General features: G+C 41.0%; 25 protein-coding genes. 8 read left to right on the forward strand and 17 right to left on the reverse strand.

The window, feature by feature from the left end; translation table 11 throughout:
* Positions 1–52: 52 nt before the first annotated feature.
* From PJ15_RS15990 to PJ15_RS16005, 4 genes are all read left to right on the forward strand, one after another.
* Entirely contained in the window at positions 53–1120 is a 1068-nt protein-coding gene (locus PJ15_RS15990) for a hypothetical protein (RefSeq protein WP_047432489.1), read from the forward strand.
* A gap of 204 nt (positions 1121–1324) precedes the next feature.
* Positions 1325–2491, forward strand: a complete 1167-nt coding sequence (locus PJ15_RS15995) for an ATP phosphoribosyltransferase regulatory subunit (RefSeq protein ID WP_047432491.1) — start codon at positions 1325–1327, stop codon at positions 2489–2491.
* Between the two features lie 58 nt (positions 2492–2549).
* Positions 2550–3869, forward strand: a complete 1320-nt coding sequence (locus PJ15_RS16000; protein WP_004771572.1) for an adenylosuccinate synthase — start codon at positions 2550–2552, stop codon at positions 3867–3869.
* A 78-nt stretch (positions 3870–3947) separates the two neighbouring features.
* Positions 3948–4265, forward strand: coding sequence for a putative quinol monooxygenase (locus PJ15_RS16005; RefSeq protein WP_047432493.1), 318 nt, complete (start codon positions 3948–3950; stop codon positions 4263–4265).
* A 309-nt stretch (positions 4266–4574) separates the two neighbouring features.
* On the opposite strand, the gene PJ15_RS18740 is transcribed toward PJ15_RS16005, so the two are convergent.
* Complete coding sequence (locus tag PJ15_RS18740; protein WP_081402779.1) at positions 4575–5585, reverse strand: helix-turn-helix transcriptional regulator; 1011 nt, start codon at positions 5583–5585, stop codon at positions 4575–4577.
* 202 nt (positions 5586–5787) lie between these two features.
* Between PJ15_RS18740 and PJ15_RS16015 the strand changes: the two genes are divergently transcribed.
* Positions 5788–6522, forward strand: a complete 735-nt coding sequence (locus tag PJ15_RS16015; protein WP_047432498.1) for a proteasome-type protease — start codon at positions 5788–5790, stop codon at positions 6520–6522.
* A gap of 48 nt (positions 6523–6570) precedes the next feature.
* Here the strand turns inward: PJ15_RS16015 and alr are convergent, their stop codons facing one another.
* From alr to ppsA, 13 genes are all read right to left on the reverse strand, one after another.
* On the reverse strand, positions 6571–7641 hold the full coding sequence (gene alr / locus PJ15_RS16020; protein ID WP_047432501.1) for an alanine racemase: 1071 nt from the start codon (positions 7639–7641) through the stop codon (positions 6571–6573).
* A 59-nt stretch (positions 7642–7700) separates the two neighbouring features.
* Positions 7701–9146, reverse strand: coding sequence for a replicative DNA helicase (gene dnaB / locus PJ15_RS16025; protein ID WP_004771579.1), 1446 nt, complete (start codon positions 9144–9146; stop codon positions 7701–7703).
* Between the two features lie 184 nt (positions 9147–9330).
* On the reverse strand, positions 9331–9630 hold the full coding sequence (locus tag PJ15_RS16030) for a TM2 domain-containing protein (RefSeq protein ID WP_005256872.1): 300 nt from the start codon (positions 9628–9630) through the stop codon (positions 9331–9333).
* 116 nt (positions 9631–9746) lie between these two features.
* Positions 9747–10193, reverse strand: coding sequence for a 50S ribosomal protein L9 (gene rplI / locus PJ15_RS16035; RefSeq protein WP_004771583.1), 447 nt, complete (start codon positions 10191–10193; stop codon positions 9747–9749).
* A gap of 12 nt (positions 10194–10205) precedes the next feature.
* Positions 10206–10433, reverse strand: coding sequence for a 30S ribosomal protein S18 (gene rpsR / locus PJ15_RS16040; RefSeq protein ID WP_000090661.1), 228 nt, complete (start codon positions 10431–10433; stop codon positions 10206–10208).
* 11 nt (positions 10434–10444) lie between these two features.
* A complete protein-coding gene (gene rpsF / locus PJ15_RS16045; RefSeq protein WP_004638540.1) occupies positions 10445–10828 on the reverse strand; it encodes a 30S ribosomal protein S6 in 384 nt (127 codons plus the stop codon).
* A gap of 385 nt (positions 10829–11213) precedes the next feature.
* Positions 11214–12092 (reverse strand): heme o synthase, encoded by an 879-nt coding sequence (gene cyoE / locus PJ15_RS16050; protein WP_047432505.1) that lies wholly within the window; start codon positions 12090–12092, stop codon positions 11214–11216.
* 10 nt (positions 12093–12102) lie between these two features.
* Complete coding sequence (locus PJ15_RS16055; protein WP_004771585.1) at positions 12103–12432, reverse strand: cytochrome o ubiquinol oxidase subunit IV; 330 nt, start codon at positions 12430–12432, stop codon at positions 12103–12105.
* Complete coding sequence (gene cyoC, locus PJ15_RS16060; protein WP_004771586.1) at positions 12432–13052, reverse strand: cytochrome o ubiquinol oxidase subunit III; 621 nt, start codon at positions 13050–13052, stop codon at positions 12432–12434. Before cyoC ends, PJ15_RS16055 begins: the two co-directional genes overlap by 1 nt.
* A 4-nt stretch (positions 13053–13056) precedes the next feature.
* Positions 13057–15048: a cytochrome o ubiquinol oxidase subunit I gene (gene cyoB, locus PJ15_RS16065; protein ID WP_004771587.1), complete on the reverse strand. Its 1992-nt coding sequence runs from the start codon at positions 15046–15048 to the stop codon at positions 13057–13059.
* A gap of 3 nt (positions 15049–15051) precedes the next feature.
* Positions 15052–16119, reverse strand: a complete 1068-nt coding sequence (cyoA, locus tag PJ15_RS16070; protein ID WP_047432507.1) for a ubiquinol oxidase subunit II — start codon at positions 16117–16119, stop codon at positions 15052–15054.
* A gap of 298 nt (positions 16120–16417) precedes the next feature.
* Entirely contained in the window at positions 16418–17182 is a 765-nt protein-coding gene (locus tag PJ15_RS16075) for an RDD family protein (protein WP_047432511.1), read from the reverse strand.
* Between the two features lie 333 nt (positions 17183–17515).
* Positions 17516–19894: a phosphoenolpyruvate synthase gene (gene ppsA, locus PJ15_RS16080; protein ID WP_004771590.1), complete on the reverse strand. Its 2379-nt coding sequence runs from the start codon at positions 19892–19894 to the stop codon at positions 17516–17518.
* A gap of 158 nt (positions 19895–20052) precedes the next feature.
* On the opposite strand from ppsA, the gene PJ15_RS16085 reads away from it, so the two are divergent.
* Both PJ15_RS16085 and PJ15_RS16090 read left to right on the forward strand, forming a co-directional pair.
* Positions 20053–20889: a pyruvate, water dikinase regulatory protein gene (locus tag PJ15_RS16085; protein ID WP_004771591.1), complete on the forward strand. Its 837-nt coding sequence runs from the start codon at positions 20053–20055 to the stop codon at positions 20887–20889.
* A 78-nt stretch (positions 20890–20967) separates the two neighbouring features.
* Complete coding sequence (locus PJ15_RS16090; protein ID WP_047432514.1) at positions 20968–21684, forward strand: hypothetical protein; 717 nt, start codon at positions 20968–20970, stop codon at positions 21682–21684.
* Positions 21685–21726: 42 nt separating this feature from the next.
* Here the strand turns inward: PJ15_RS16090 and PJ15_RS16095 are convergent, their stop codons facing one another.
* Together PJ15_RS16095 and PJ15_RS16100 are read right to left on the reverse strand one after the other, a co-directional pair.
* On the reverse strand, positions 21727–22728 hold the full coding sequence (locus PJ15_RS16095; RefSeq protein WP_171248620.1) for an LLM class flavin-dependent oxidoreductase: 1002 nt from the start codon (positions 22726–22728) through the stop codon (positions 21727–21729).
* Between the two features lie 144 nt (positions 22729–22872).
* Complete coding sequence (locus PJ15_RS16100; RefSeq protein WP_004771597.1) at positions 22873–23370, reverse strand: glycine zipper 2TM domain-containing protein; 498 nt, start codon at positions 23368–23370, stop codon at positions 22873–22875.
* A gap of 246 nt (positions 23371–23616) precedes the next feature.
* Between PJ15_RS16100 and PJ15_RS16105 the strand changes: the two genes are divergently transcribed.
* Positions 23617–24330, forward strand: coding sequence for a pseudouridine synthase (locus tag PJ15_RS16105; RefSeq protein ID WP_047432520.1), 714 nt, complete (start codon positions 23617–23619; stop codon positions 24328–24330).
* Here the strand turns inward: PJ15_RS16105 and PJ15_RS16110 are convergent, their stop codons facing one another.
* Positions 24331–24774: a GNAT family N-acetyltransferase gene (locus PJ15_RS16110; protein ID WP_047432521.1), complete on the reverse strand. Its 444-nt coding sequence runs from the start codon at positions 24772–24774 to the stop codon at positions 24331–24333. It abuts the gene before it with no gap.

Genomic DNA, 24774 nt, shown 5'->3' on the forward strand with positions numbered 1-24774 from the left:
ATATTTTGTATTATATGGTTGATTTTTATAAAAAATAAGATGAAGTGGTTTTATGAAGTGGAATTTTAAAAAGAAGGGTATTTGTATTATCGCAACGAGTCTGGTGTTATCGGCTTGTGGTGGTGGGGGCTCAGGTCATAGTGACGAATCTAAAGTTGAAGAAAAACCAACTCAGGAAGATGTGCTTTACCAAGTTTATTATCAGGCACCAAGAGTTTCTGACCATATTATTGAAGACTATTTTGAGATAACAAACTATTCTATTAAGAATAATCAGATTAATTTCAATAAGTCACATAATGAGCCTTTAGACCAGAAGATATTGACTGACACAAAAGCGATAGAAAAAGGTACGCCACAATCGAATGTCGTTAAACGGCTATCTTCTACCCAATGGCTTTATGAACGGACACCTGAACTTAAGCAGAATTTAAACTTTGAATGGGTAAAATTAGAAGGTCAAAATATTTTTGATCGCATAATGCCAGGTTATAGAGAACATTTTGATTTAACAGCGAATCCTGATCGACTTGACCAGAATTTAATTAAATTTTATTCGACCTATAAAAACGCTGTATTTCCTAAAGGTAGCTATTGTTATCGTCTAAAAGAGACCCAGTGGAATCGAGCTTATCTTGAGTCAGATTTTTCATTTTCTGATTTTTCATCTTTTAATGAGCAGAAGCGGCAAATTGTCGATCTATATAATGATCTAGGTGAAGATAAAAAATATTTTAAACTTTTAGATACCCAATGGCATGGCTATAACGTCATTGCATTAGAGAATTTAGAGACGGTTGAAACATACAGTAGATTAGGGAATAGCCAAAATCAAAGTACAAATAGCCAATTCATTTCAGGCCAGTTATGGGATGCTGATAAGCATTTAGCCTATGAGAAAAGTCATCCTTATCAAGGTGGAGATACTCCAATTGATTTATGGATGAAGCAAAATCAACGTTTAAATAATGCCAAATTAGAGAACGGCTGTTTTGCATTCAATACTCAGGCTGTTGATGCAATCAAAAAATTGAATTTGATCAACTGGAAACAGGGCGATAGTTCAGATGTTGGGCAGTTCTTTGGAACAAGAACATGGACTTACACAATCAATGAGTAACTTCAATCTATTGAATCTATTCGTTAATTTTATATGCAAGTCTATATAAACAGAGCATAAAACTATAAAGTTTTATGCAAATTCGAAGGTGCATCACATAAATCTTCGTGCTACACTACGCTGAATCGGGCATTCACCCGATTTTTTTATGTGGTTGCTTTTTGTGTGGATGCCTCCACATTGAACAGATTTTAGGTTTGGAACATGACCATTTCAGAGACATGGTTGCTCCCTGACGGGGTAGCAGATGTATTGCCCGAACAAGCGCAAGTTGTTGAAACGTTGCGTCGAGAAGCGTTAGATTTCCTCGCAGTTCGAGGTTATCAATTGGTGTATACGCCATTTATTGAATACATTGAATCGTTGTCTTTACTTTCAGAATCTAATCAAGATTTAGATTTAGTTACTTTCAAAGTAATTGACCAACTGTCTGGCCGTTTACTCGGCGTTCGTGCGGATATGACACCGCAAGTTGCACGTATCGATGCCCATGTACGCCCGGTTGAAGGTGTGGCACGTTATTGCTATGCAGGTTCAGTCTTGCATACTAAACCACAGAATTTTAATGCAACACGTGCACCTTTACAGTTAGGTGCAGAGTTGTACGGTCATGACAGCATCGAAGCTGATGTTGAAATGGTCAATGTGATGCTGGCTTTAATTCAGCATACACATACGCTTGAAGGTGCGCATTTAGATCTGGGCCATGTCGGTTTATTCCGTAGTCTGGTGAAACATGCGGGTCTGAATAAAAATACCGAAAGTGAACTTTCTGATTTATATCAGCGTAAGGCACTACCTGAGCTTGAAGAATTTACCCAAGATTTAGCGATGGGTACGGACTTTTATGCATTAGGTCGCTATGCAAGTGATCTGGATGCATTACAAGCACATTTAAGCCAGGAAATTTTAAATGATGTTGATTTCAAGATTGCGTTTGATGCATTGAAAACAACATTAGCGCAAATCCAGTCAAGCTGGCCAAATCTGAATGTGGGTGTCGACGTGGTTGAACTACGTAGTTACCACTATCACACGGGCTTGATGTATGCCATTTATGCACCAAATCGTGCTGCGCCACTGGCTCAAGGTGGACGTTATGATGGTATTGGTGAACACTTTGGTCGCGCGCGTCCAGCAACAGGTTTCAGTTGTGACTTATATGCTTTAGGTGCAACACAGTTTGTCGAAATCGAAACTGTCGTCGCGCCAAAAGGCAATCAACAAGATTTATTGAATGCAATTGTAGATGCGCGTAGCCAAAGTTTACGTGTGGTGCAATTGTTAGGTAATGATGATTTAAGCTCAGTGCCATATGCGACCCATCAGATGGTGTCTCAAAATGGTCAGTGGGTAATTGAAAAGATTTAATTGCCAAGTATTTAAGACTTGGTTTCCAATTTTAACAGCATGATGTAATGAGGCTATTATGGGCAAAAATGTTGTGGTACTTGGTACCCAATGGGGCGACGAAGGAAAAGGTAAAATCGTCGACCTGCTCACAGATCAAGCGGCTGCGGTAGTACGCTATCAAGGCGGACACAACGCAGGCCATACTCTTGTGGTAGGTGGTAAGAAGACTGTATTGCACCTCATTCCATCAGGTATTTTACGTGAAAACGTATTGTGCTTAATCGGTAATGGTGTTGTTCTTTCTCCTGAAGCCCTAATTAAAGAAATGGCGATTCTGGAAGAAGAAGGCGTACCGGTTAAAGAACGTTTACGTATTTCTCCAAACTGTCCATTAATTTTGCCAAACCACATCGCGCTTGACCAAGCACGTGAGAAAAAACGTGGTAACGCAAAAATCGGTACGACAGGTCGTGGTATTGGCCCAGCTTACGAAGATAAAGTTGCACGTCGCGCTGTACGCGTAGCTGACTTGATCCGTGGTGGTGCATTGCTTGAAGAAAAACTCAAGGAAATGCTTGAGCTTCATAACTTCCAGCTTTCTCAATTCTATGGCGTTGAAGAAGTTAAGTTTGAAGACGTACTTGCGCTTTGCAATCAATGGCGTGAAGTGCTTGAACCATTAGTGATTGACGTGACTAAAGTGTTACATGATTACCGTAAAGAAGGTAAGGCAATCATGTTTGAAGGTGCACAAGGTTCATTACTTGACATCGATCATGGTACATATCCATACGTAACCAGCTCGAATACCACTGCTGGTGGCGTAAGCTCTGGTTCAGGTATGGGCCCACTTCATTTAGACTATGTATTGGGTATTACCAAAGCATACACAACACGTGTTGGTGCTGGTCCATTCCCAACTGAATTGCACTATGATGCTGCAACCGATACAGGTGATGCAATTGGTCGCCATTTAGGTACTGTAGGTCATGAATTTGGTGCGTCTACTGGCCGTCAACGTCGTTGTGGTTGGTTCGATGCAGAAATTCTACGTCGTTCAGTAGAAGTAAACTCATTGTCTGGTATTTGCTTGACTAAACTTGATGTATTAGATGGTTTAGAAGAAGTGAAAATCTGTGTGGGTTATGAAGATGTAGATTCAGGCTGTGCAGGTTCTTCTGATGCGATTTCATTCGAAAGCTTGAAGCCGATCTATGAAACAATGCCAGGTTGGAGCGAATCTACTGTAGGTTTGACTCAAATCGATCAACTTCCTGCAAATGCATTGGCTTATGTACGTCGCATCGAAACTTTAATTGGTTGCCCAATTGATATCGTTTCAACAGGTCCTGACCGTGCAGAAACAATCGTATTACGTCATCCATTTTCAGCATAAGCTGAGTTGGTGACAAAAAAGCTCTCATGAATTTGAGAGCTTTTTTTATGGAAAAATTTCAGAAGAATAAGAGCCAATATGACTTTAAAACTGATTGCAGAAGACTTTATTCAACCCGAACAGATTGATGCGGTTTTACCGCTGTATCAAGAGCTGCTTGAAAAAACCAGAACGGAAGCAGGGTGTATCGCTTACGACCTTTACCATGATCATAAGCAGAAAGGGCATTTTGTTTTTATTGAAGAATGGATCGATCGGGCTGCACTGGATTTACATGTACAGTCTGAGCATTTTCAGCGCTTAGTGCCTCAAATTGATCAGTATCAAACACAAGCTGGACGTTTTACGCATCTACATTGTTTTGAGACCTTGTTTGAGCATCAAGATGATCAGTAATATCGCTTTGATCTAGAAAATTGTGATAGCAAAAAATCAGCTTTGGATTCCAGACTTTGTTATTTCACAGCCTCAAAAATCCTCGTTATATTAGCTTTACGTTCAAACAAAGAGGGTTTTAACTATGACGAAAAAGAGAATCCGCTACAATGGCTATGAATTGGCGTGCCGATGTTGTTTTGCATCACAGCGCTAAAAAAGGTGCAAACCAATTTTGATCAAGGCGGGGAGAGAGGTTGGTTTGACATTTAAAACAAGAATAATAATAAAACCTATAAAAAGTCTAAGAGAACCGAAAGGTTCTCTTTTTTATTGCTCACTCTCTTCAATTTCTTTCACTGCGTTATAAACAGCTGCAGGTTCAATATTTAGAATCTTTTTACCAAAACTTCTGAGCCACCAGACCAGTTGTGAGGTAAAGGGAACTGTTGCAGAAACTTCAACAATATTCTCTTCCAATGGTTGAATGACTTGATCCTTGCTGAGCTGACTTTCATAAAAACTTCGTGCTGTACTTTCGCTCATGGTCAGTTTTAACTGAATTTGTTCAGTTGGCTTGTTATAATCCACACGGAAACCGAGAGCGCCTGATTCAATATAATTATCAATATCAAAATTCACAGGATGTAAGGCGCGATTGTCCAGTACGGTTGCAGATTTAAAACGGTGTAAGGCAAAGGTCTGAACTTCGGTTTTATCGTTACGGGTACAGATCAGGTAAATCACTGCACCTTTTTGTACCAATGCCAATGGGTTCAGGATATAGGTTTTATCTTCACCTTGATGGGTTCTGGCACGGTAAATACATTCAATCTGCTTATCTTGTAATAAGCCTTCATAAATCGCTTGCTGGGCATGCTTGTCAACAATTGGCGGGATGAGTGGCTGGGTCGCAGGTACGATTCGGACACGGTTAATCCATTGTCTCACGTTGTTTTGGGTAGAAAGACTACGCTTGGCAAGATCAAACCAAGGGGTCATTTCTTCTAATAAGCTGGGTGGAAGCAAGTGACGTAAATGTTCTTCAACCATCATGAACGTTACCGCTTGCGAACTGGTCATGTGTGGCAAGCTTTGAATAGGTGCGTCAGAACGCCAGCGCCAGCCTTGAGGGACGGTTTTATTACTTTCAATAGGGAAACGCTGCGCAATCTGATTTAAATCGCGCTGAATCGTTCTCAAGCTAATATCAATGCCTTCACGTTCTAAAATTTCTTGTAATTCTCGGGTACCCATCCATTTCCCAGTAGAAAGGCGGGATAAAATTTGCCACTGGCGATAAAGGCTATTTGAAGTTTCTTTTTCTTGTACGGATGACATAAGCGTAATACGTAATTCAATGGTCTAAAGCACACACAATAAAAAAACTATACCTAATTAGCAAGTGCATCCTATCCAGATTACGTATTTACGACTGAAATGAGCACGCTTTTGCTTAAATATTTTGAATAAGAGTAAAAAATGTTCATTTAAACGGTGTCTACGGTTCAGGTTTTGACTTGTCAAATGTAGAGAGAAAAAGATGACGTATTGTTGTGCTTTAAGATTAGAACAGGGTCTGGTACTGATTAGTGATACCCGTACTAATGCTGGGGTCGATCATATTTCTGTGTTTCGGAAACTGCACACCTTTGGGGTCGAAGGCGAGCGCTTTATTGCCTTACAAACCTCAGGTAATTTAGCGACAACCCAAGCGGTGATTGGACATTTGCAAAATGCACTGGTGTTACGACAGGAACCGAATCTGAATACAGTCAATACCATGTTTGAGGTGGCCGAACTGATTGGTAAAACCTTACGCAAGGTACTTGGAGATATCACTGCAGATCCACATGAACAGATAAATTACTCTTGCAGTATCTTAGTGGCAGGCCAAATTCAGGGCGATAAAATGCAGCTGTATAATGTCTATCCGCAGGGTAATTTTATTTGCGCAACCACGGATACGCCATATTTTCAGATTGGTGAAAGTAAATACGGAAAACCGATTCTGGATCGCGCTTTGTATTACAAAATGCCTTTAGATGATGCATTGCGTTGTGCGCTTATTTCCTTTGATTCGACGTTACGTTCAAATGTATCTGTGGGTCTACCATTGGATGCGCTGGTTTATCATAAAGATAGCTTCAAGATCCCCACAGGCAAGCGGATTAGTGAAAATGATCCTTACTTTACCCAGATCAGTAAGCAATGGTCGGAGACATTACGTCGTGGCTTGCAAGAACTACCCAAGCCGACAGCAGATTATGATCTTTAAATGAGCGCGAATAAAAAATCCAGACATTGGTCTGGATTTTTTATGCACTTAAATGACTTTACGTCGTGGTCGATTGCTTAAACGACACAATAATTCATAGCCAATGGTTCCGTTCGCTGTTGCAACATCATCCACAAGGCGATTTGGCCCCCAAAGTTCAACTTTCGTGCCAAGTTCAGCTTTGATGTTGGTGATATCAATTGCCATCATGTCCATGCTGACACGTCCCACGACAGGAACGAGCTGTTGGTCAATCGCAACAAAATTCTGCTGCGTATAAGCACGTGGATAGCCATCTCCATAACCAATCGAAACAATGGCAATGTTTGAAGGGCAGGTTGCTGCATAGGTTGAACCATAGCCCACACATTCACCTTGCTGGATTTGATTCAAAGCTATGATCTCCGCACTAAAGGTCATTACAGCCTTGAGATCGAGATCATGTATATTTTTATCTGAAAATGGGGAGGCGCCGTATAGCATGATGCCAGGACGGACAAAATCAAAATGCAGTTCAGGATATTTATAAATTGCGGCTGAATTGCAGCATGAGGCCAAAATCGGTGCACATGCCTCTTTAACCTGTAAGAATTGTTCTATTTGCTGTTCATTCAGCGGGTGATCTACATCGGCATTGGCAAAGTGCATAGCGAGCACACAGGTAAAACCTTCTGCTTTTAAACGCTGAATAACATCGATAATTTCAGTCACTTTAAAGCCTAAACGGTTCATTCCGCTATTCAGCTTTACCCAGACTTTTAAACCCAATGCATTGTAGGCTTGTTTATGCTGGATCAGCCATTCAACTTGCTGGGTATGGTGAACGATACATTCAAGCTTTTGCTCAATGACATGGGTCATTTCATCTTCAGAGAAAATACCTTCAATCAGTGTGATCGGTTGAGTATATCCCAGTTGCCTGATTTCTAGTGCTTCTTCTAAACAGGCGACACCAAAGGCGTCTGTGGCGTCCAAGGCGGCTAAACAATCTTTAACTCCGTGTCCGTAAGCATTGGCTTTGACCATACTGACAATTTTTGAATGGGGAGCAAGTTGTTTAACGCGGTTGAAATTATATTGTAGTGCATCACTATCAATATAAACTGTTGCTTGGCGCACCCTGATTTCTCCTTTGGGACGACTTGGAAATTAGATAAAGCAATTAAATCGGGTAAAAATTATTCCTCATCATCATACTGAGCATAGAACTCAGGTGAGAGGTTACTAAAACGGGTGTATTGACCTTCAAAGGCAAGGCGCACGCTACCAATTGGGCCGTTACGCTGTTTACCAATGATGATTTCGGCGGTGCCTGCTTCTTTCGACTCTTTGTTATAGACTTCATCACGATAAATAAACATGATTAAGTCGGCATCCTGCTCGATCGCGCCCGATTCACGTAAGTCGGACATCACTGGACGTTTGTTTGGTCGGTTCTCCAAACTACGGTTAAGCTGTGATAGTGCGATAACAGGACATTGCATTTCTTTGGCAAGCGCTTTCAAGCTTCGGGAAATTTCCGAGATCTCACCCACACGGTTATCGCCCATACCAGGCACTTTCATCAACTGCAAGTAATCGACCATGATACAGCCGATTTTGCCATCATGCATTTTGGCCACACGACGCGCACGGGCACGAAGTTCGGTTGGCGGTAGGGCAGATGAGTCATCGATATAGAGATGCATTTCTTGTAATTGCAGGATTGTACCCGTTACTTTAGTCCATTCATCCGCATCCAGATTACCCGAACGCAAATGCCCTTGATGAACTTTACCCATTGCTGAGATCAAACGCATGGCAATAGAGTCAGCTGGCATCTCCATTGAGAATACCAGTGCTGGTAATCGGTTATATTGCAGTACACTTTCAACCAAGTTCATCGCGAATGTGGTTTTACCCATCGATGGACGTGCCGCAACAATAATCAAGTCACCTGGTTGCATCCCTGAAGTTTTATTGTCCAGCTCCAGGAACCCAGTGGTTAAACCAGTAATGTTGCCATCGAGTTTAGAGAGTTCATCTAATTTGGTGATAACGTCAGCAGTCACAGAGCTGATTGATTTTGGCCCAGAATCTTTTTTATTGTTGTTGTGCTGTTCCGCTAAAGAGAAAATACTGGTTTCTGCTAAATCTAGAATTTCGCTGACTGGACGACCCTTGGTGTCATAGGCATTTTGTAAAATATCACTGCTGATCTTGATCATGTTACGCAGCGTTGAGAATTCCTTGATTTTATTTGCATAAATTTCAAGGTTGTAGAAGCTTGATGGAGAGTCTGCCATCAATTGCATTAGATATTCTTCACCACCAATGGCATCAAGCAAGTTTTGTTTGAGCAACCAGTCATTCACCAAAACAGCATCGTAAGGTGAGTTTTCTTGTGCCAGTTTTTCAATGGCACGATAAATATATTTGTGACGTGTTGCATAGAAATCATTTTCTTTCAGTAAGTCACTGACTTGTTCAAATGATTCAGCTACCGTCATCAAAGCAGCTAAAACAGCCTGTTCAATTGCAAGATTGTGAGGTGGAGTGCGGAATTCTTTTAGTTGACCTGAGTCACTCACTTTACTCTCTGTGTTTGGAGAATTTTTTGTAAAATTGGCATTCGCCTGTGACATAACAAGACCTAATAAAAAAGATGAAACACGACCGAGTGACTATCTTAATCCAAATGAAGCTGATCTGGACAATTTAATTCAGGGAAAATTGTGTAAGTGATGCAATAGCATAATAGATAGTCATTTCTGCTATTACATCCAGTGTGGTCAAGTTTGTGTAAAGAAAAAAATGAGCGATTTTAGGTTAAGATTTTGCAAACCAGTCTTGTACGAACTTTCCATTTTTTAAGCGGTAAGCCGAAAGGCCATAGCGAAGATCATTGTTTTGAGCATCTTTAACGAAACCTGTATCTTTGCCTAAGGAATAAAGGAAGGCATCAAGCAGAAGTAGGGTGGCATCAATAAACCACCAGAAACCTAAGCCACCAAAAGTGATTAATTTTAAAATACCACTGGTCTTTTTGCCGAGATAGAAACGATCTATTCCGAAAAAACCTAAAAACATTGCGAGTACCAAAGCGATGATACGATTCTTCTTTTGCATATGAGGCCCTATAGAGATGAGAATTATAAAAATTTAAAACTTAATTCGAAGTCTTTTTTGTATTTTTTAGACATAAAAAAAGAGCATGTAAAACATGCTCTTTTCCTTTGCAGAAATTACTCAGATACGATAGTAACGAGAACTTCAGCAACAACATCATGATGCAATTGGATTGCGATGTTGAATTCACCAGTGTGACGAAGCGCACCGTTTGGTAAACGAACTTCTGCACGGTCTACAGCAAGACCAGCATTAGTTAAAGCATCAGCGATGTCACGAGTACCGATAGAACCGAAGAGTTTACCTTCGTCACCAGCTTTCGCAGTGATAACGATGTTAACTTCGTTCAATTGTTCAGCACGTGCATTCGCAGCAGCTAATACTTCAGCTTCTTGTTTCTCAAGTTCAGCACGACGAGCTTCAAAAGCAGCAGTGTTTGCTTCAGTTGCAGCTACAGCTTTACCTTGAGGGATCAAGAAGTTACGACCGTAACCAGCTTTAACTGATACTTTGTCGCCTAATTTACCAAGGTTTTTAATGCGTTGTAATAAGATAACGTCCACAGCTCACCTCACTTACTTATGGTTGTCAGTGTACGGAATCAAAGACAAATAGCGAGCTTGTTTAATAGCTAACGCTAATTGACGTTGATAACGAGCTTTAGTACCTGTAATACGGCTAGGAACAATCTTGCCGTTTTCAGTGATGTACTGTTTTAAAGTGTCGATATCTTTGTAGTCGATGTACGCAACATTCTCAGCTGTAAAGCGGCAGAACTTGCGACGACGGTAAAAACGTGCCATTGATGTTCTCCTTATTCAGCTTCTTGAACTGCTTGTTGTGCTTCTTCACGTTGAGCTTTACGCGCACGTTTTTCTTCAGCACTCTTAGCAAGTAAAGATTCTTCAGTAATTGCGTGTTCACGACGGATGATGATGTTACGAATGATCGCGTCGTTATAACGGAACAATTCTTCTAATTCATCAAGAGTCGTTTGACCACATTCAACATTCATAAGAATGTAGTGTGCTTTGTGAATTTTGTTAATCGGGTAAGCCAATTGGCGGCGGCCCCAATCTTCTAAACGGTGAATTTGACCTTCAGCTTCTTTGATCTGAGAGATATAGCGTTCAACCATACCTACAACTTGATCGCTTTGGTCTGGATGTACCAATAGTACGATTTCGTAGTGACGCATTGTCAGCTCCTTACGGTTTAAGCAGCCCCTAATTATAAAAATCAGAAGCAAGGAGTCATAACTTAAAAAGTTATGTCGCAAATTGCGAAGCGGGGATTATATTCAAATCAGAGCGATAAAGCAAATCTGCTTGGTTTTTTTAGTTTTAATTTTTTGATGAAACATTTAAAAATAGAATGAACATTTAATTTATTTTAGGTGAAATGAGAAGGGGCTTTAAAAATAAATGGTGTGAGCAAACTTGATCATCAATTTGAGTGCAGGGTCGAGTTTAAGATAACGCAAGGTGAACGTCTCATTTAGGCAATAAAGAAGCGAATGTTTTTATTGCACGAAATGAAGAACGATACAGGGAGAATAAAAAGATAGAGAATCCTCTATCTTTTTAAAAAATAGGGAAGAATGGTGCAGGGCTTTTAAAGGTAAAACTAAAGCTTAAACTGATGACAGTAACGAGAATTACTGAAAAAAGGAAAAAGCGTTTAGCCCAAAGTTGATCATCTTTAGCCTTAAATCCTAAAATACCAATGTAGAACCAGTAAATGCAAAGTGCATTACAGATCACCAGAAAAATGATGTTGGTGTATCCATATACAAATAAAGCATTCATTGCAACGGTAAATAAAACCACATAAATCAGTGATTCAATCTTCGTTCTTAAAATTGAGCGTGCTACAGGTAAAATCGGAACGCCTGCATTTTTGTAGTCGTCAAAACGATAAATTGCGATTGCCCATGAATGTGGCATTTGCCATAAAGCATATGCAACGAAAATCAATAAGGTCGCCATATCGAACTGATGACTTACAGCCGTATAACCAATAACAGGAGGACTCGCTCCAGAAATACTACCAATGACAGTTTGATGGATTGTGGTACGTTTCGTCCACAAACTATAAAAACCGACATAGACCACAAAACCAATCACAGCAAATAAAAATGCATAGGCGTTAACATAGAACCAGAGAATGCTAAAGCCAATAACACCTAAAACCAATGCATATAACATGGCAACAGTAGGGGAAATTGTTTTAGTCACAAGCGCTCGGTTCATGGTGCGCTGCATTTTTTGATCGATGTCTTGATCAATTACATTATTCACCACACAACCAGAAGCAACCACAAGTGTTGTTCCAATCAAGGTCAATAATAATAAGAGGAAGTCTATAGAGCCTTGGGCGGCTAAGAAGAAGCCGCCCAAGGTGGTAATAAAATTACCGAAGAGAATTCCTGGTTTAGTCAGGAATAAATACTTTTTCCACATGACAATCAGTTTAGATCATCATGTTGTAGTGTAGGTAATTCATAATCCACACAGAGCCGACTAAAAGTACAGCGATACATAAGATTGTGTAGATAAATGCAATAAGGTTCCAACGTTGATCAGACGATGTATTCATGTGTAGGAAGTACACAAGTTGTACAAGTACCTGAGCAACAGCAGTAATTGCAATTACTGTAACTAAAACGCCACGACTGAAACCGCCAGCCATCACCATCCCGAACGGGATGATGGTGAGGATAACAGATAGGATAAATCCAACAGTGTATTGCTTAAAGTTACCGTGTGACGCACCTGCAGCATTATGGTCATGACTACTCATTAGAGAACTCCCAGTAAGTAAACGACGCTGAATACACAGATCCAAACGATGTCAAGGAAGTGCCAGAACAAGCTTAAGCAAGCAAGACGACGTGTATTCGGTAAAGTCAAACCATTCTTTTTGATTTGATACATCAATACCAGCATCCAGACTAAACCAGAAGTTACGTGGATACCGTGTGTACCAACCAAAGTAAAGAACGATGATAAGAATGCACTGTGAGTAGGACCGTGGCCTTCGTGTACAAGGTGATGGAATTCATAGATTTCCATACCAATGAACGATGCACCAAAAAGGAATGTAATGAATAACCAAGTGATCACTTGATTTACATTCTTTTTATAAGATGCAAGTACAGCAAAACCAAATGTTACCGATGAGATCAATAAGGCAAATGTTTCAGTTAAAACGAAACCTAATGAATCATGGAACAGGTCATATGCACTTGGGGTTCCTGGCGGGATATGACTGCTTAATACAGCGAACGCAATGAAGAGTGATCCGAAAAGAATCAAGTCACTCATCAAGTATGTCCAGAAACCAAAGACCGTTAAGTCCGTATCATCATGTTCATGATGACCATCGTGGCCGTGGTTGTCGTGATGAAGTACTTCAGCCATTTCCTTAGTCCTTCTTCAAGTGTTTTTCAAGTAAAGCATAGCGTTCGTTTTCAATACGCTCAACTTCAGCAGCAGGAACGTAGTAGTCAACATTCTTGGTGAATGAGCTTACGATCAAGCTAACAACAGCTGAAACGAATGAAACAACAACAAGCCACCAAATATGCCAGATAAGTGCAAAGCCAAGTAATGTAATGAACATTGCAATGACAAAACCAGCAGCACGATCAGTCGGCATGTGGATGTCTTCATATTTAGTGTTACGTGCGTATGCTACACCATTTTCTTTGTCAGTCCAGAAACGGTCAACACCGCTAGCTTCTGGTACATGTGCAAAGTTATAGAATGGAGCAGGAGATGACGTTGCCCATTCAAGGGTACGGCTATCCCATGGATCGCCAGTATGGTCCATGTTGTCCTTACGTTGTAAGAAACCAACGATGATTTGCATCAAGAAGCATGCAATACCGATCGCAACAAGAACAGCACCGAATAACGCGATAGCCAAGTACGGATCCCATTCTGGGTTGTCATATGTATTCAAACGACGTGTCATACCCATGAAACCAAGGATATAAAGTGGCATGAATGCAAAGTAGAAACCGAAGAACCAGAACCAGAACGCAGCTTTACCCCATGCTTCATTGAGCTTCCAACCAAACATTTTCGGCCAGTAGAAAATGATGCCGGCAAACATACCAAACACCACACCACCGATAATTACGTTATGGAAGTGAGCGATCAAGAATAATGAGTTGTGTACAAGGAAGTCCGCAGGTGGAACAGCCATCAATACACCAGTTAAACCACCAATACCGAATGTTACTAGGAAGCCAAGCGTCCATAACATAGGGGTAGTGAAGGTGATGCGACCTTTATACATTGTGAACAACCAAGAGAAGATTTTCACACCTGTAGGAATCGCAATAACCATGGTCATGATACCGAAGAACGCGTTAACGTTCGCACCAGCACCCATGGTGAAGAAGTGGTGAAGCCATACAACGAACGCAAGAACAGTAATCGCGATAGTTGCATACACCATAGACTTATAACCGAACAACGCTTTACGAGAGAAGGTTGCAACGATTTCTGAGTATAGACCAAATGCTGGTAATACCAAGATATATACTTCAGGGTGACCCCAAGTCCAGATCAAGTTCACGTAAAGCATTGGGCTACCGCCAAGCTCATTGGTGAAGAAATGGAAGCCGAAGTAACGGTCAAGCGTAAGCATTGCAAGAGTACCTGTTAATACAGGGAACGATGCAATGATTAATACAGCCGTACAAAGTGAAGTCCACGTGAAAATAGGCATATCCATCAATTTCATGCCAGGTGCACGCATTTTGATGATGGTAACAAAGAAGTTAACACCAGATAAAAGCGTACCTAGACCAGAAACCTGAAGTGCCCAGATATAGTAGTCAACACCAACACCAGGAGAATATTGAATGCCAGATAGAGGAGGGTAAGCCATCCAACCAGTCGCAGCAAATTCACCCAATACAAGTGAAAGCATCATCAAACCAGCAGCACCGGCGAATAACCAGAAGCTTAAAGAGTTCAATAATGGGAAAGCAACGTCACGAGCACCAATCTGTAAAGGTACAGAGATGTTCATCATACCGACAACGAGACCCATTGCCACGAAGAAGATCATGATAACACCGTGCGCGGTGAAGATCTGGTCGTAGTGGTCAGGATGTAAGTAACCTTCACCGCCGCCTTTAGCGAGGAAAAGTTGTAGACGCATCATGATCGCATCGGCGAAACCACGCAAAAGCATGACAACAGATACGATGATATACATGATACCAATCTTTTTATGGTCTACAGTAATAAACCACTCATTCCACAAATATCCCCATTTTTTGAAATAGGTGATACCGCCTAAAACAGCAATTGCACCAAGTGCCATAAAGACCATGGTGACAAGTACAAGGGGTTCTGTCGGGATCGAATCCCACCCAAGTTTACCAAAAATCATATCCATGTCTTATTCCCCTTGAGCAGCGTGTTCTGCTGCAGCATGAGTTTCTGCTGTTGCATGTCCAGCAGAATGGTCAGCACCGTGATAGTTACTCATATAGTGGTTGATGATTGTTTCAAACAATTTTGGTTCAACTGATGAGTAATAAGTCACTGGGTGTGGCTTAGTCGGGAACGGTGTCATCGCTTCAGCTTTAGCAAGCGCTTCTTCATCACCAGCAGCTTTAGCACGATTCACTAAATGCTCGATCTGATGCTTAGAACGATCGCCATCTTTCAGCGTTGCTAACTCGGCTTGGTCAAGGATCGGTTTTTGAATGGCTTTTGTACCATGCTCATCAACAATGATTGTGTCGCCTTTACCAGCTTTGATGTCTGCTACCCATTGTGCAAATTCTGGTTCAGTCACACTGTGTGCTTTAAAGCGCATTTGTGAGAAACCGTAACCTGAATAGTTTGCTGAGAAACCACGGAAAATACCTGGTTCATCTGCTAATAGGTGCAGGTGAGTTTGCATACCAGCCATTGCGTAGATCTGGCCACCTAACTGTGGGATGAAGAAAGAGTTCATCGTAAAGTTAGAAGTGATCTTAAAGCTTACTGGTGTTTGCTCTGGGAAGCGTACTTCATTTACCGTTGCAATGTTTTGCTCAGGATAGATAAAAATCCACTTGAACTGTTCAGCGACAGCTTGAATAGTTAATGGTGCTTTATCAGATTCTAACGGACGGTAAGGGTCGTACTTGTGGGAACCCCACCAAGTTAACCAAGCTAAAATACCAATAATAATGACAGGAACACCCCAAACAACGATCTCAATTGTCGTAGAGTGTGCCCAAGTAGGTTTATAGTCTGCATCTTTATTCGACGCGCGATATTTCCAACCAAACCACAATGCCATAACAATTGATGGAATTACCACCAATAGCATTAAATAGATCGCAGTCATCATCAAGTTACTTTGACCTTGACCAACTGGACCTTTATTGTTTAGAAGTACCATATCACCGCCACACCCAGTTAAGAGCGCGGCCATCGCAGATAAAGACAATACAGCTAAAATCGTTTGTCTCATTTTACAACCTCGGTGAAGAGTCCCATTCCCTAATTAAATTATGGGATAGCGATTAAAGTGTCGCGTGATTGATAAGAATTGTTTAAAAAATGCTTAGCAATCACGCGACACCGCTACGTTGTTGGGCATTATGCCTCATATTGAAGAACTAAGCTACTGATAAAGTGGCCTGAAATGCTTGTTTTAAAACCCGATTTATCTTGTAGGAATTAAGGTTGAGTTAAGTTCTTTTTGTATAGATATCAATTTAATATAAAAGAAAAGAGGAATAAATCCTCTTTTCTTTATTGATTTGTGATTACTGTTTAATTACCTTGGTTTTTGCCAATTTATCGTGCAGAGTTTGACGATTTTTGTTCAATGCGAAGAAAGCATAATCAACAATTGTAATAAATGGCATAAACAGCAGATTTAAAATAATGAACAAAATACTGCGTAACCAAAAAGCGCGAATTGAGCTGACTTGAGTAAATGTTTCAGCATCTACAATTTTAATTTTCGCAATTTTCTTACCAATACTCTGACCTGATTTTGCAATAAAAAAAGCCTGAATCATGAGCATAATAATCAAATAAGCAAAAATACTCATCCATGCTTCATTCGGAATAAGGTGCATGAGCTGCTGCTGTAATTCTACAGCCTTACTTGATGCAACTTGAGCTGCCTGTAATTGCTTTTGAATTTCAAACAATTCTTTATATTGGCTTTCGTTAAAGAAAAAAGAAGGAATAGCTGCCATTGGCAACCAAAGAATCAAGTCCAGTACTTTTGCAAGCGCACGAGAGTGGAAGGGTGCTAATTCTGGTTTGGCTTTTTGCTCAACCTTGATTTTAAAAGAAGCGTTCTCTGTTTCTGTTTTAATCGGAGCACTAAAAGGTGTGTAACCTACAGGTTCGTATACAAGTTTACCTTGAGTAAGTTCACCAAGTGTTTTCCATTCAGTCATACCTTCGTGCCAAGCCAGATCCGTCAATAAAACTTGTTGACTGGCAAGCATTTGGTTCACTTGTTCTAAACTATAGGGACCAGCTTGTTGATTGTTACGAGCCAAGTAAATTTGCATAATTTAAAAATCTCAATTACAAGGGGGTGTTGACATTTCAGACATGTCTTGTGTTATAGGCTAAAACAACCCAAACAAGGCATGAAACGTAGACAATGGCAAACCCCTTGTCAAGTTTCATAACGAAGTTTGGGGCGGTTTTTGCCATAACCCTACGGGACAAGGACATTTTTGCCACTACTACGTTATGTCTTACTTATTTAGAATAGCTAAATTACGTAAGCCATGCCTTGTATTGCCTAAAAATGTCCGTTGTCACAAGTATCTCTGAAGTGCCAACAGACCCTAAGATGAAAAAAGACCCTACGAAAGAGGGTCTTTTTCTAAAAAAGATTAAGCTTTCTTGATCTGTTCTTCAGCAAGGAAGAACCAGGTGTCAAGCACTGAGTCAGGGTTCAATGACACAGACTCAATGCCTTGTTCCATTAGCCATTTCGCAAGGTCAGGATGATCCGAAGGACCTTGACCGCAAATACCAACGTATTTGCCTGCTTTGCGGCATGCATGAATTGCCATAGAAAGAAGCGCTTTAACTGCTGGATCACGTTCGTCGAACAGGTGAGAAACGATACCAGAGTCACGGTCAAGACCGAGTGTTAACTGGGTTAAGTCGTTTGAACCGATCGAGAAACCATCGAAGTGTTCAAGGAACTGTTCAGCCAATAATGCATTGGTTGGAAGCTCACACATCATGATCACTTTTAGACCATTTTCACCACGTTTCAAGCCGTTTTGAGCAAGTAATTCGATTACACGTTTTGCTTCAGAAACCGTACGTACGAATGGGATCATGATTTGAATGTTGGTTAAGCCCATTTCATCACGAACTTTTTTCAATGCACGACATTCAAGTTCGAAGCAGTCACGGAAGTTATCCGAAACATAACGGCTTGCACCACGGAAGCCCAACATAGGGTTTTCTTCTTCTGGCTCGTAAAGTTTACCGCCGATCAAGTTTGCATATTCGTTTGACTTGAAATCAGACATACGAACGATCACAGGCTTGTCTGCAAATGCTGCTGCAAGTGTAGAAATACCTTCAACCAATTTCTCAACATAGAATTCGATTGGAGAAGAGTAGCCCGCAGTACGCGCCATAACAGCAGCACGTGTTTCGCGTGGTAAGCTGTCAATGTTCAATAATGCTTTCGGGTGTACGCCAATCATACGGTTAATGATGAACTCAAGACGTGCAAGGCCGATCCCTTCGTTTGGAATCTGAGCAAAGTCAAATGCGCGGTCAGGGTTACCCACGTTCATCATGATTTTGAACGGTAATTGTGGCATAGAGTGAATTGAGTTGCGTTGCACTTCAAAGTCTAGCGCACCTTCATAAATGAAGCCTGTATCACCTTCAGCACATGAAACAGTCACTTCCTGACCATCAGCAAGAACTTCTGTTGCATTACCACAACCGACAATCGCAGGAACACCTAATTCACGTGCAATAATTGCTGCGTGACAAGTACGACCACCACGGTTGGTCACAATGGCAGCGGCACGCTTCATCACTGGTTCCCAATCTGGGTCAGTCATGTCAGATACAAGTACATCACCGTCCTGTACCTTGTCCATTTCTTTAATCGACGTGACAACACGGACTTTACCAGAACCGATACGTTGACCGATTGAACGACCTTCACAAATAACAGTACCACGTTGCTTTAACAGGTAACGTTCCATTGTGCCGACATTCTGGCGACTTTTTACTGTTTCTGGACGTGCTTGAACGATATAGATTTGGCCGTCATCGCCATCTTTCGCCCATTCGATGTCCATTGGAGAACCATAATGCTGTTCAATGATCAAAGCTTGCTTCGCTAATTCGTGAAGCTCATGATCATTTAATGCAAACTGTTGGCGTTCCTGTTTTTCAACATCAACGATCACAACTGATTTACCCGCCGCACCTTCTTCACCATAAATCATTTTCTGGTGTTTAGAACCGAGGTTACGACGTAAAACAGAATGTTTACCCGCATTTAATAATGGTTTTGATAAATAGAATTCGTCAGGGTTAACAGCACCTTGTACAACCATCTCGCCCAAGCCGTAAGATGCAGTAATAAATACGACATCACGGAAACCAGATTCTGTATCTAGTGTAAACATTACACCAGCAGCGCCTGTTTCAGAACGAACCATACGTTGTACACCAGCAGAAAGGGCAACAACACTATGTTCAAAACCTTGGTGTACACGGTAAGCAATTGCGCGGTCATTATAAAGAGAAGCAAATACTTCTTTAATCGCGATAAGAATATTATCAATACCACGGATATTTAAGAAAGTTTCTTGTTGCCCTGCAAATGAAGCGTCAGGTAAGTCTTCAGCAGTTGCCGAAGAACGTACAGCAACGGCAATGTCTGGGTTGCCGTTTGAAAGTGCTGCAAAAGCATCACGAATTTCTTGTTCTAATGTCGCAGTAAGCGGAGTGTCAACAATCCATTTACGGATTTTCGCACCAGTCTCAGCAAGTGCAATGACATCATCAACATTGAGTTGGGTAAGTTCAGCCTGAATTCGAGCATTTAAGCCGCTTTGATCCAAGAACTCACGATAGGCAGCAGCAGTTGTTGCAAAACCACCCGGTACCGATACACCAGCATTGGATAAATGGCTGATCATTTCACCCAGAGATGAGTTTTTCCCACCTACGAGTTCGACATCGTGTTTTCCTAATTTTTCCAGACCGATTACGCGCGCTTCCAAAGTATTTACTCCACTTTTTTTGCAGTATGAATGACCATCATTGGTATGAAATTATACAAAAGTGCCTAGATTTAGTATTTTACTAAGCGACAGTCATGTTAGATGAGTTTACTATAAAGATTATAGAGCACTAAGACAAATGTTTAAGGAGAATTTTGATGCCCGTAAGTAAAGAAATTAAACGGAGCGTTTTTTTTATTTCGGATGGCACCGCGATTACCGCAGAAACCCTTGGACATTCACTACTTGCGCAATTTCCAAACGTGGATTTTGATATCCATATCATGCCTTATATTGCGACAGAAGAGGCAGCAATGGTCGCTGTGGCAGAGATCAATGCGTGTCAGTCTCGGGATGGCTCTTTACCGTTGGTTTTTGATACGCTGGTCGATCCGCATGTCCGTGAAATTATCAATACGGCCAAGGCAGTCAATCTGGATGTGTTTGAAGGTTTAATCAGTAAATTAGAACAAGAAATAGGGGTTCCGCCAACGACATTGGTTGGACAAACGCATGCCGTAACAGATTCTGAATATTATAAGGCTCGTATCGATGCGGTACATTTCGCACTGGATAATGATGATGGTGCCAGAACACGTCATTATGACAAAGCCGATATCATTTTGATTGGTGTGTCCCGTTCTGGTAAAACGCCAACCTCGATTTATTTGTCATTACAATTTGGTATTCGTGTTGCAAACTATCCTTTAACCGAGGAAGATCTTGACGATAACCGTTTGCCAAAAGTGCTGCGTGAACATAAGCATAAACTGTTTGGTTTGATGATTGATGCCGAGCGTCTGGTGGCAATCCGCAATGAGCGCAAGGCCAATAGCCGCTATTCAAGCTTTAGTCAGTGCCAGATGGAACTACGTGCGGTTGAAGGCATTTATATCTCGGAAGGGATTAAATATCTCAACGTCACCGAGATGTCGATTGAAGAAATTTCAACACGTGTTTTACAGATGACCGGTTTAAAACGTCGCATTGGTTAAATAGGGGTTTCAATCGAAAAGCGTGGTCGAAGTGCTACGCTTTTTTTATTTCCAGAATGACAAGAACAGGAGAATACAATGAAAAGACTGATACTTCTTTTACCATTTGTTGTGGTTTTACCAACCCATGCAGAAACATTGGCGCAGTTTGAGCAAAAGCTGATTCAAAAATATGCGAATAAAGACTTTTATCAGGTCAATCAGGCAATCGAGTCGGATATCGTTCATAAAATAGAGAATGACCCTGCTAGCTTCAATTATTCTTTTCCTGCTTTTGAAGATCATTACCATGTGCGTATTCAGTTTTCACCGGATAAACAGTTAAAGTTTTATACTTTTGATGTAGGCGGTGGCGGAACGATGGGGGAATACTCATCCTATGTGCAAACTCAAAAGAGTGGGAAAACTCATTTAACGCCTGTCGAGACGGGTTTGATTTTTGATGTTAAACAAACTGTATTAATGGAAAAACCTGTTTATTTGGTGAATAGTTATTATAAAGGTAGCAGTTGTATTGGTGCTTATACGATTGATGCTTTACAGCCGACTCAAACGGGACTGATTCAGACAGTAAAAATATTCCAGACCAAAACCAAATTACTGGATCGCATACAGGTCGATTTTGATTGTAACAATCATGAAGGTCCGAATGATATTCCTGACTATATTCGTAGTGATAAAAATCTGAATCATATTGATATTATGCTGCTGGATAAAAATGGAAAACCGCAAGCCAAGTATTTGCGCTATCGTAAAACCAATAAGGTTTATCAGTATATCGGTGTTGTGAAGTAAGCATCATTTGAAAAAATAATGCTTACTTTCAGATAGCAGCATTTAGCTGTTCTTAAGATCCATCAACAGGCTAAAGTTTTCTAAACGTTTCTCTGTATCATAAATATCACAGGTGAAAATAAACTCATCAACTTCATATTGGCTGGCGATTTTATTTAAACCTGCTTTAACGGTTTCAGCCGAACCGATTTGAGCCATAGCATAGAAATTCTGAATGGCAAGCTGCTCAGCACTGGTTGCCAGACCTTGTGTAGATTCAACAGGTGGCTTGAGTTTCAAGCTGTGACCACGGATCAGATTCAAAATGCGTTGATACGAACTAGTTGCCAGATATTGCGCTTCTTCGTCTGTCTCGGCAACTACGGTAGGGACGCCCATTGAGACATAAGGCTTATCCAGATATTCAGAAGGCTGGAAATTATCTCGATAGATTTCGATTGCTTGACCTAACATTCGTGGAGCAAAATGCGAAGCAAATGAATAAGGCAGTCCAAGCTTGGCTGCAAGTTGCGCACTAAATAAACTTGAGCCTAATAACCAGACTGGAACGTGGGTATTTTGACCAGGTGTAGCAATAATGCGCTGATTAGGTTGTGGAGCTTTGAAATATTGTAAAATTTCCAGCACGTCTTGTGGGAATTGATCTTCAGTTTCCTGACGACCTCGGCGTAACGCACGCATGGTCATCTGATCTGTACCAGGTGCACGACCCAAGCCCAGTTCAAAACGATCAGGGTACAAGGTTGCCAATGTGCCGAATTGCTCAGCAACAACCAGTGGCGCATGGTTTGGCAACATGATACCGCCTGACCCTAAGCGGATCTTTTGAGTATTTGCAGCAATAAAACCCAATAAAACCGCTGTAGCAGAACTGGCAATTCCATCCATGTTGTGATGTTCTGCCAGCCAAAAGCGTTCATAACCTAGCTTTTCGGCATGCTGTGCGAGCTCTAAAGCATGGCGTAGTGAAAATTCAATAGTCTTATCATCTCTAACAGGAGCCAATTCCAAAATAGAGAACTTTATATCTTGTAGTGTTTTCATCATTACATCTCAAAACTATATATCGAAATACTACGATATAAGTTTGAGTTTGTATATCGAATTTGTTCGATATATTGTTTCAATGCAATAAAAAAAGCACCCGAAGGTGCTATAAAGGGTAAAACGAATATTCAACCGAATGGATTAACGGTTTTTGTACCAACCACGATGGCGACCATTGTCATGACGGTAGTTATGACGTGAATTGTAATAACGACGGTCGTCATACGAGCGGCGGTTGTCATAACGGCGATCATAGCGACGGTCATCATCACGATCCTGACCTACTTTTTGACCTAAAGCGGCACCACCAGCAGCACCTAATGCTGCGCCGATATAGCCACCATTGGTTCCGCCCATGTTACGACCGACAGTATAACCACCGACACCACCTAAACCACCACCAATCGCAGCTTCAGTACGGTCACGTCGATTACTTGATGCAGCTGCACCGCCAGCACCACCAATTGCTGAACCAATCATGGCACCCGTATTACCGCCCAGTTGTTTACCTATAGCTGTACCAACTACGCTGCCTAGAGCCGAGGTTGCTGCAACACGAGTCGTGTTGTCTGCATGTGCAACAGTGACCATTGATGAGGCTGCCAAGATAACGCCACATAACCACATATTTGATTTCATGATGAAACTCCTTATCCATTCTTTTGGACAGTATTCTTTTTGCTTGTGACAAATGTAACAAGACTTTTTAGTGAAATTATGGAGTGCAATATCTGGATTGAGAGAGTTTCACGAGGGTTTTGTTTGAGTTCTATTACAAGTGAAGAAATTGTGAATAAATTATAAAAATAAAGAATGAATGCGCAATGAACAACGGGCTTTACGCTAATCGGGTACAATAGAAAAAGTTTCGTTTAGGATTTATATATGCTGCTGGAAAAAATTTTGCAATCTCAAGGCTTTGGTTCACGTAAATATTGCCAGCAGTTAATTAAAAATGGTTCTGTCCAGATTGAAAATCAGATTTGTGATAATCCCAAACAGAATATCAATACTGATCAGCTTGTATTTCAGGTCTTTGGTGAAGAATATCAATATCGCGAGCATGTCTATATTGTCTTAAACAAACCGCAAGGCTATGAATGTTCACATCAGGCTACACATCATAAAAGTGTTTTTAGCTTATTTCCTGAAATTTTACTTCATCGCGGTATTCAATGCGTAGGGCGGCTGGATCAGGACACTACAGGTTTATTGCTTCTCACCGATAATGGGCAATTTTTACAAGCATTGACCCATCCGCGTAAACATGTGCCTAAGGTTTATCATGTCACCACAGCGGATCCGATCACACCTGAGCAAATTCAAGGCTTGCAGCAGGGTGTTGAACTTAGAAATGAAAAGGGGATTTATGCTGCAACAGATATTCAATTATTTTCGGAACATCAGTTGAGCATGACCATTCATCAAGGCGTTTATCATCAAGTTAAGCGTATGTTGGCTGCTGTCGGGAATAAAGTGGAAGCTTTACATCGGCATCAAGTCGGTTTGCTTGAACTTCCAGACTTGCCTGAAGGTGAATGGATGTATTTAAGTGATGAACAAAAACAGTTGAGCCAAAATATCGCTGTAGAGGCTTAATTACTTCAGGAAGCAATGATAGGTCTTAAACTCACTGTCCTGAATAAATCCCATTTGTTCATAGAGGCGATGGGATTGATAATTATTTTTTTGGGTTTCCAGACTAATCCGTTGAGCATTTTCATGACGGGCAAAAAGTATGGCGGTATCAATCAACTGTTTAGCTGAACCTTGTTTACGATAACTTGGGGTGACATAGACATCATCTAATATGTAATAGGTTTCACAGGCAACTGAAGAAAAGGCAAGGTAGAGTAGAACAAAACCTGTGAATACATCATCTTTAACGTGGATGAAAATAACACTGTCTTTATTGTCAAAACGATGATTCAGAAATTGATAGGATTGTTCAAGATTTGATGATGCACCGTAGAATTGACGGTATTCGTCAAACAAGACAGCAAGTTGATGAAGATCTTCCTTTGTTGCTCGCTTAACAATCAT

The sequence above is a fragment of the Acinetobacter sp. neg1 genome (assembly GCF_000788125.1).
GTDB classification, from domain to species: domain Bacteria; phylum Pseudomonadota; class Gammaproteobacteria; order Pseudomonadales; family Moraxellaceae; genus Acinetobacter; species Acinetobacter vivianii.

Bases quoted from the DNA above. Each gene is read 5' to 3' on its own strand.
- dnaB (WP_004771579.1), bottom strand. From the start codon at position 9,146: ATGTCACAGGCGAATGCCAATTTTACAAAAAATTCTCCAAACACAGAG.
- PJ15_RS18740 (WP_081402779.1), bottom strand. From the start codon at position 5,585: ATGTCATCCGTACAAGAAAAAGAAACTTCAAATAGCCTTTATCGCCAG.
- cyoB (WP_004771587.1), bottom strand. From the start codon at position 15,048: ATGGATATGATTTTTGGTAAACTTGGGTGGGATTCGATCCCGACAGAA.
- PJ15_RS16000 (WP_004771572.1), top strand. From the start codon at position 2,550: ATGGGCAAAAATGTTGTGGTACTTGGTACCCAATGGGGCGACGAAGGA.
- PJ15_RS16055 (WP_004771585.1), bottom strand. From the start codon at position 12,432: ATGAGTAGTCATGACCATAATGCTGCAGGTGCGTCACACGGTAACTTT.
- rpsR (WP_000090661.1), bottom strand. From the start codon at position 10,433: ATGGCACGTTTTTACCGTCGTCGCAAGTTCTGCCGCTTTACAGCTGAG.
- PJ15_RS16100 (WP_004771597.1), bottom strand. From the start codon at position 23,370: ATGAAATCAAATATGTGGTTATGTGGCGTTATCTTGGCAGCCTCATCA.
- PJ15_RS16075 (WP_047432511.1), bottom strand. From the start codon at position 17,182: ATGCAAATTTACTTGGCTCGTAACAATCAACAAGCTGGTCCCTATAGT.
- PJ15_RS16105 (WP_047432520.1), top strand. From the start codon at position 23,617: ATGCTGCTGGAAAAAATTTTGCAATCTCAAGGCTTTGGTTCACGTAAA.
- PJ15_RS15990 (WP_047432489.1), top strand. From the start codon at position 53: ATGAAGTGGAATTTTAAAAAGAAGGGTATTTGTATTATCGCAACGAGT.
- cyoE (WP_047432505.1), bottom strand. From the start codon at position 12,092: ATGTGGAAAAAGTATTTATTCCTGACTAAACCAGGAATTCTCTTCGGT.
- PJ15_RS16095 (WP_171248620.1), bottom strand. From the start codon at position 22,728: ATGAAAACACTACAAGATATAAAGTTCTCTATTTTGGAATTGGCTCCT.
- rpsF (WP_004638540.1), bottom strand. From the start codon at position 10,828: ATGCGTCACTACGAAATCGTACTATTGGTACATCCAGACCAAAGCGAT.
- PJ15_RS16090 (WP_047432514.1), top strand. From the start codon at position 20,968: ATGAAAAGACTGATACTTCTTTTACCATTTGTTGTGGTTTTACCAACC.
- PJ15_RS15995 (WP_047432491.1), top strand. From the start codon at position 1,325: ATGACCATTTCAGAGACATGGTTGCTCCCTGACGGGGTAGCAGATGTA.
- PJ15_RS16005 (WP_047432493.1), top strand. From the start codon at position 3,948: ATGACTTTAAAACTGATTGCAGAAGACTTTATTCAACCCGAACAGATT.
- PJ15_RS16110 (WP_047432521.1), bottom strand. From the start codon at position 24,774: ATGATTGTTAAGCGAGCAACAAAGGAAGATCTTCATCAACTTGCTGTC.
- PJ15_RS16015 (WP_047432498.1), top strand. From the start codon at position 5,788: ATGACGTATTGTTGTGCTTTAAGATTAGAACAGGGTCTGGTACTGATT.
- PJ15_RS16085 (WP_004771591.1), top strand. From the start codon at position 20,053: ATGCCCGTAAGTAAAGAAATTAAACGGAGCGTTTTTTTTATTTCGGAT.
- cyoC (WP_004771586.1), bottom strand. From the start codon at position 13,052: ATGGCTGAAGTACTTCATCACGACAACCACGGCCACGATGGTCATCAT.
- PJ15_RS16030 (WP_005256872.1), bottom strand. From the start codon at position 9,630: ATGCAAAAGAAGAATCGTATCATCGCTTTGGTACTCGCAATGTTTTTA.
- cyoA (WP_047432507.1), bottom strand. From the start codon at position 16,119: ATGAGACAAACGATTTTAGCTGTATTGTCTTTATCTGCGATGGCCGCG.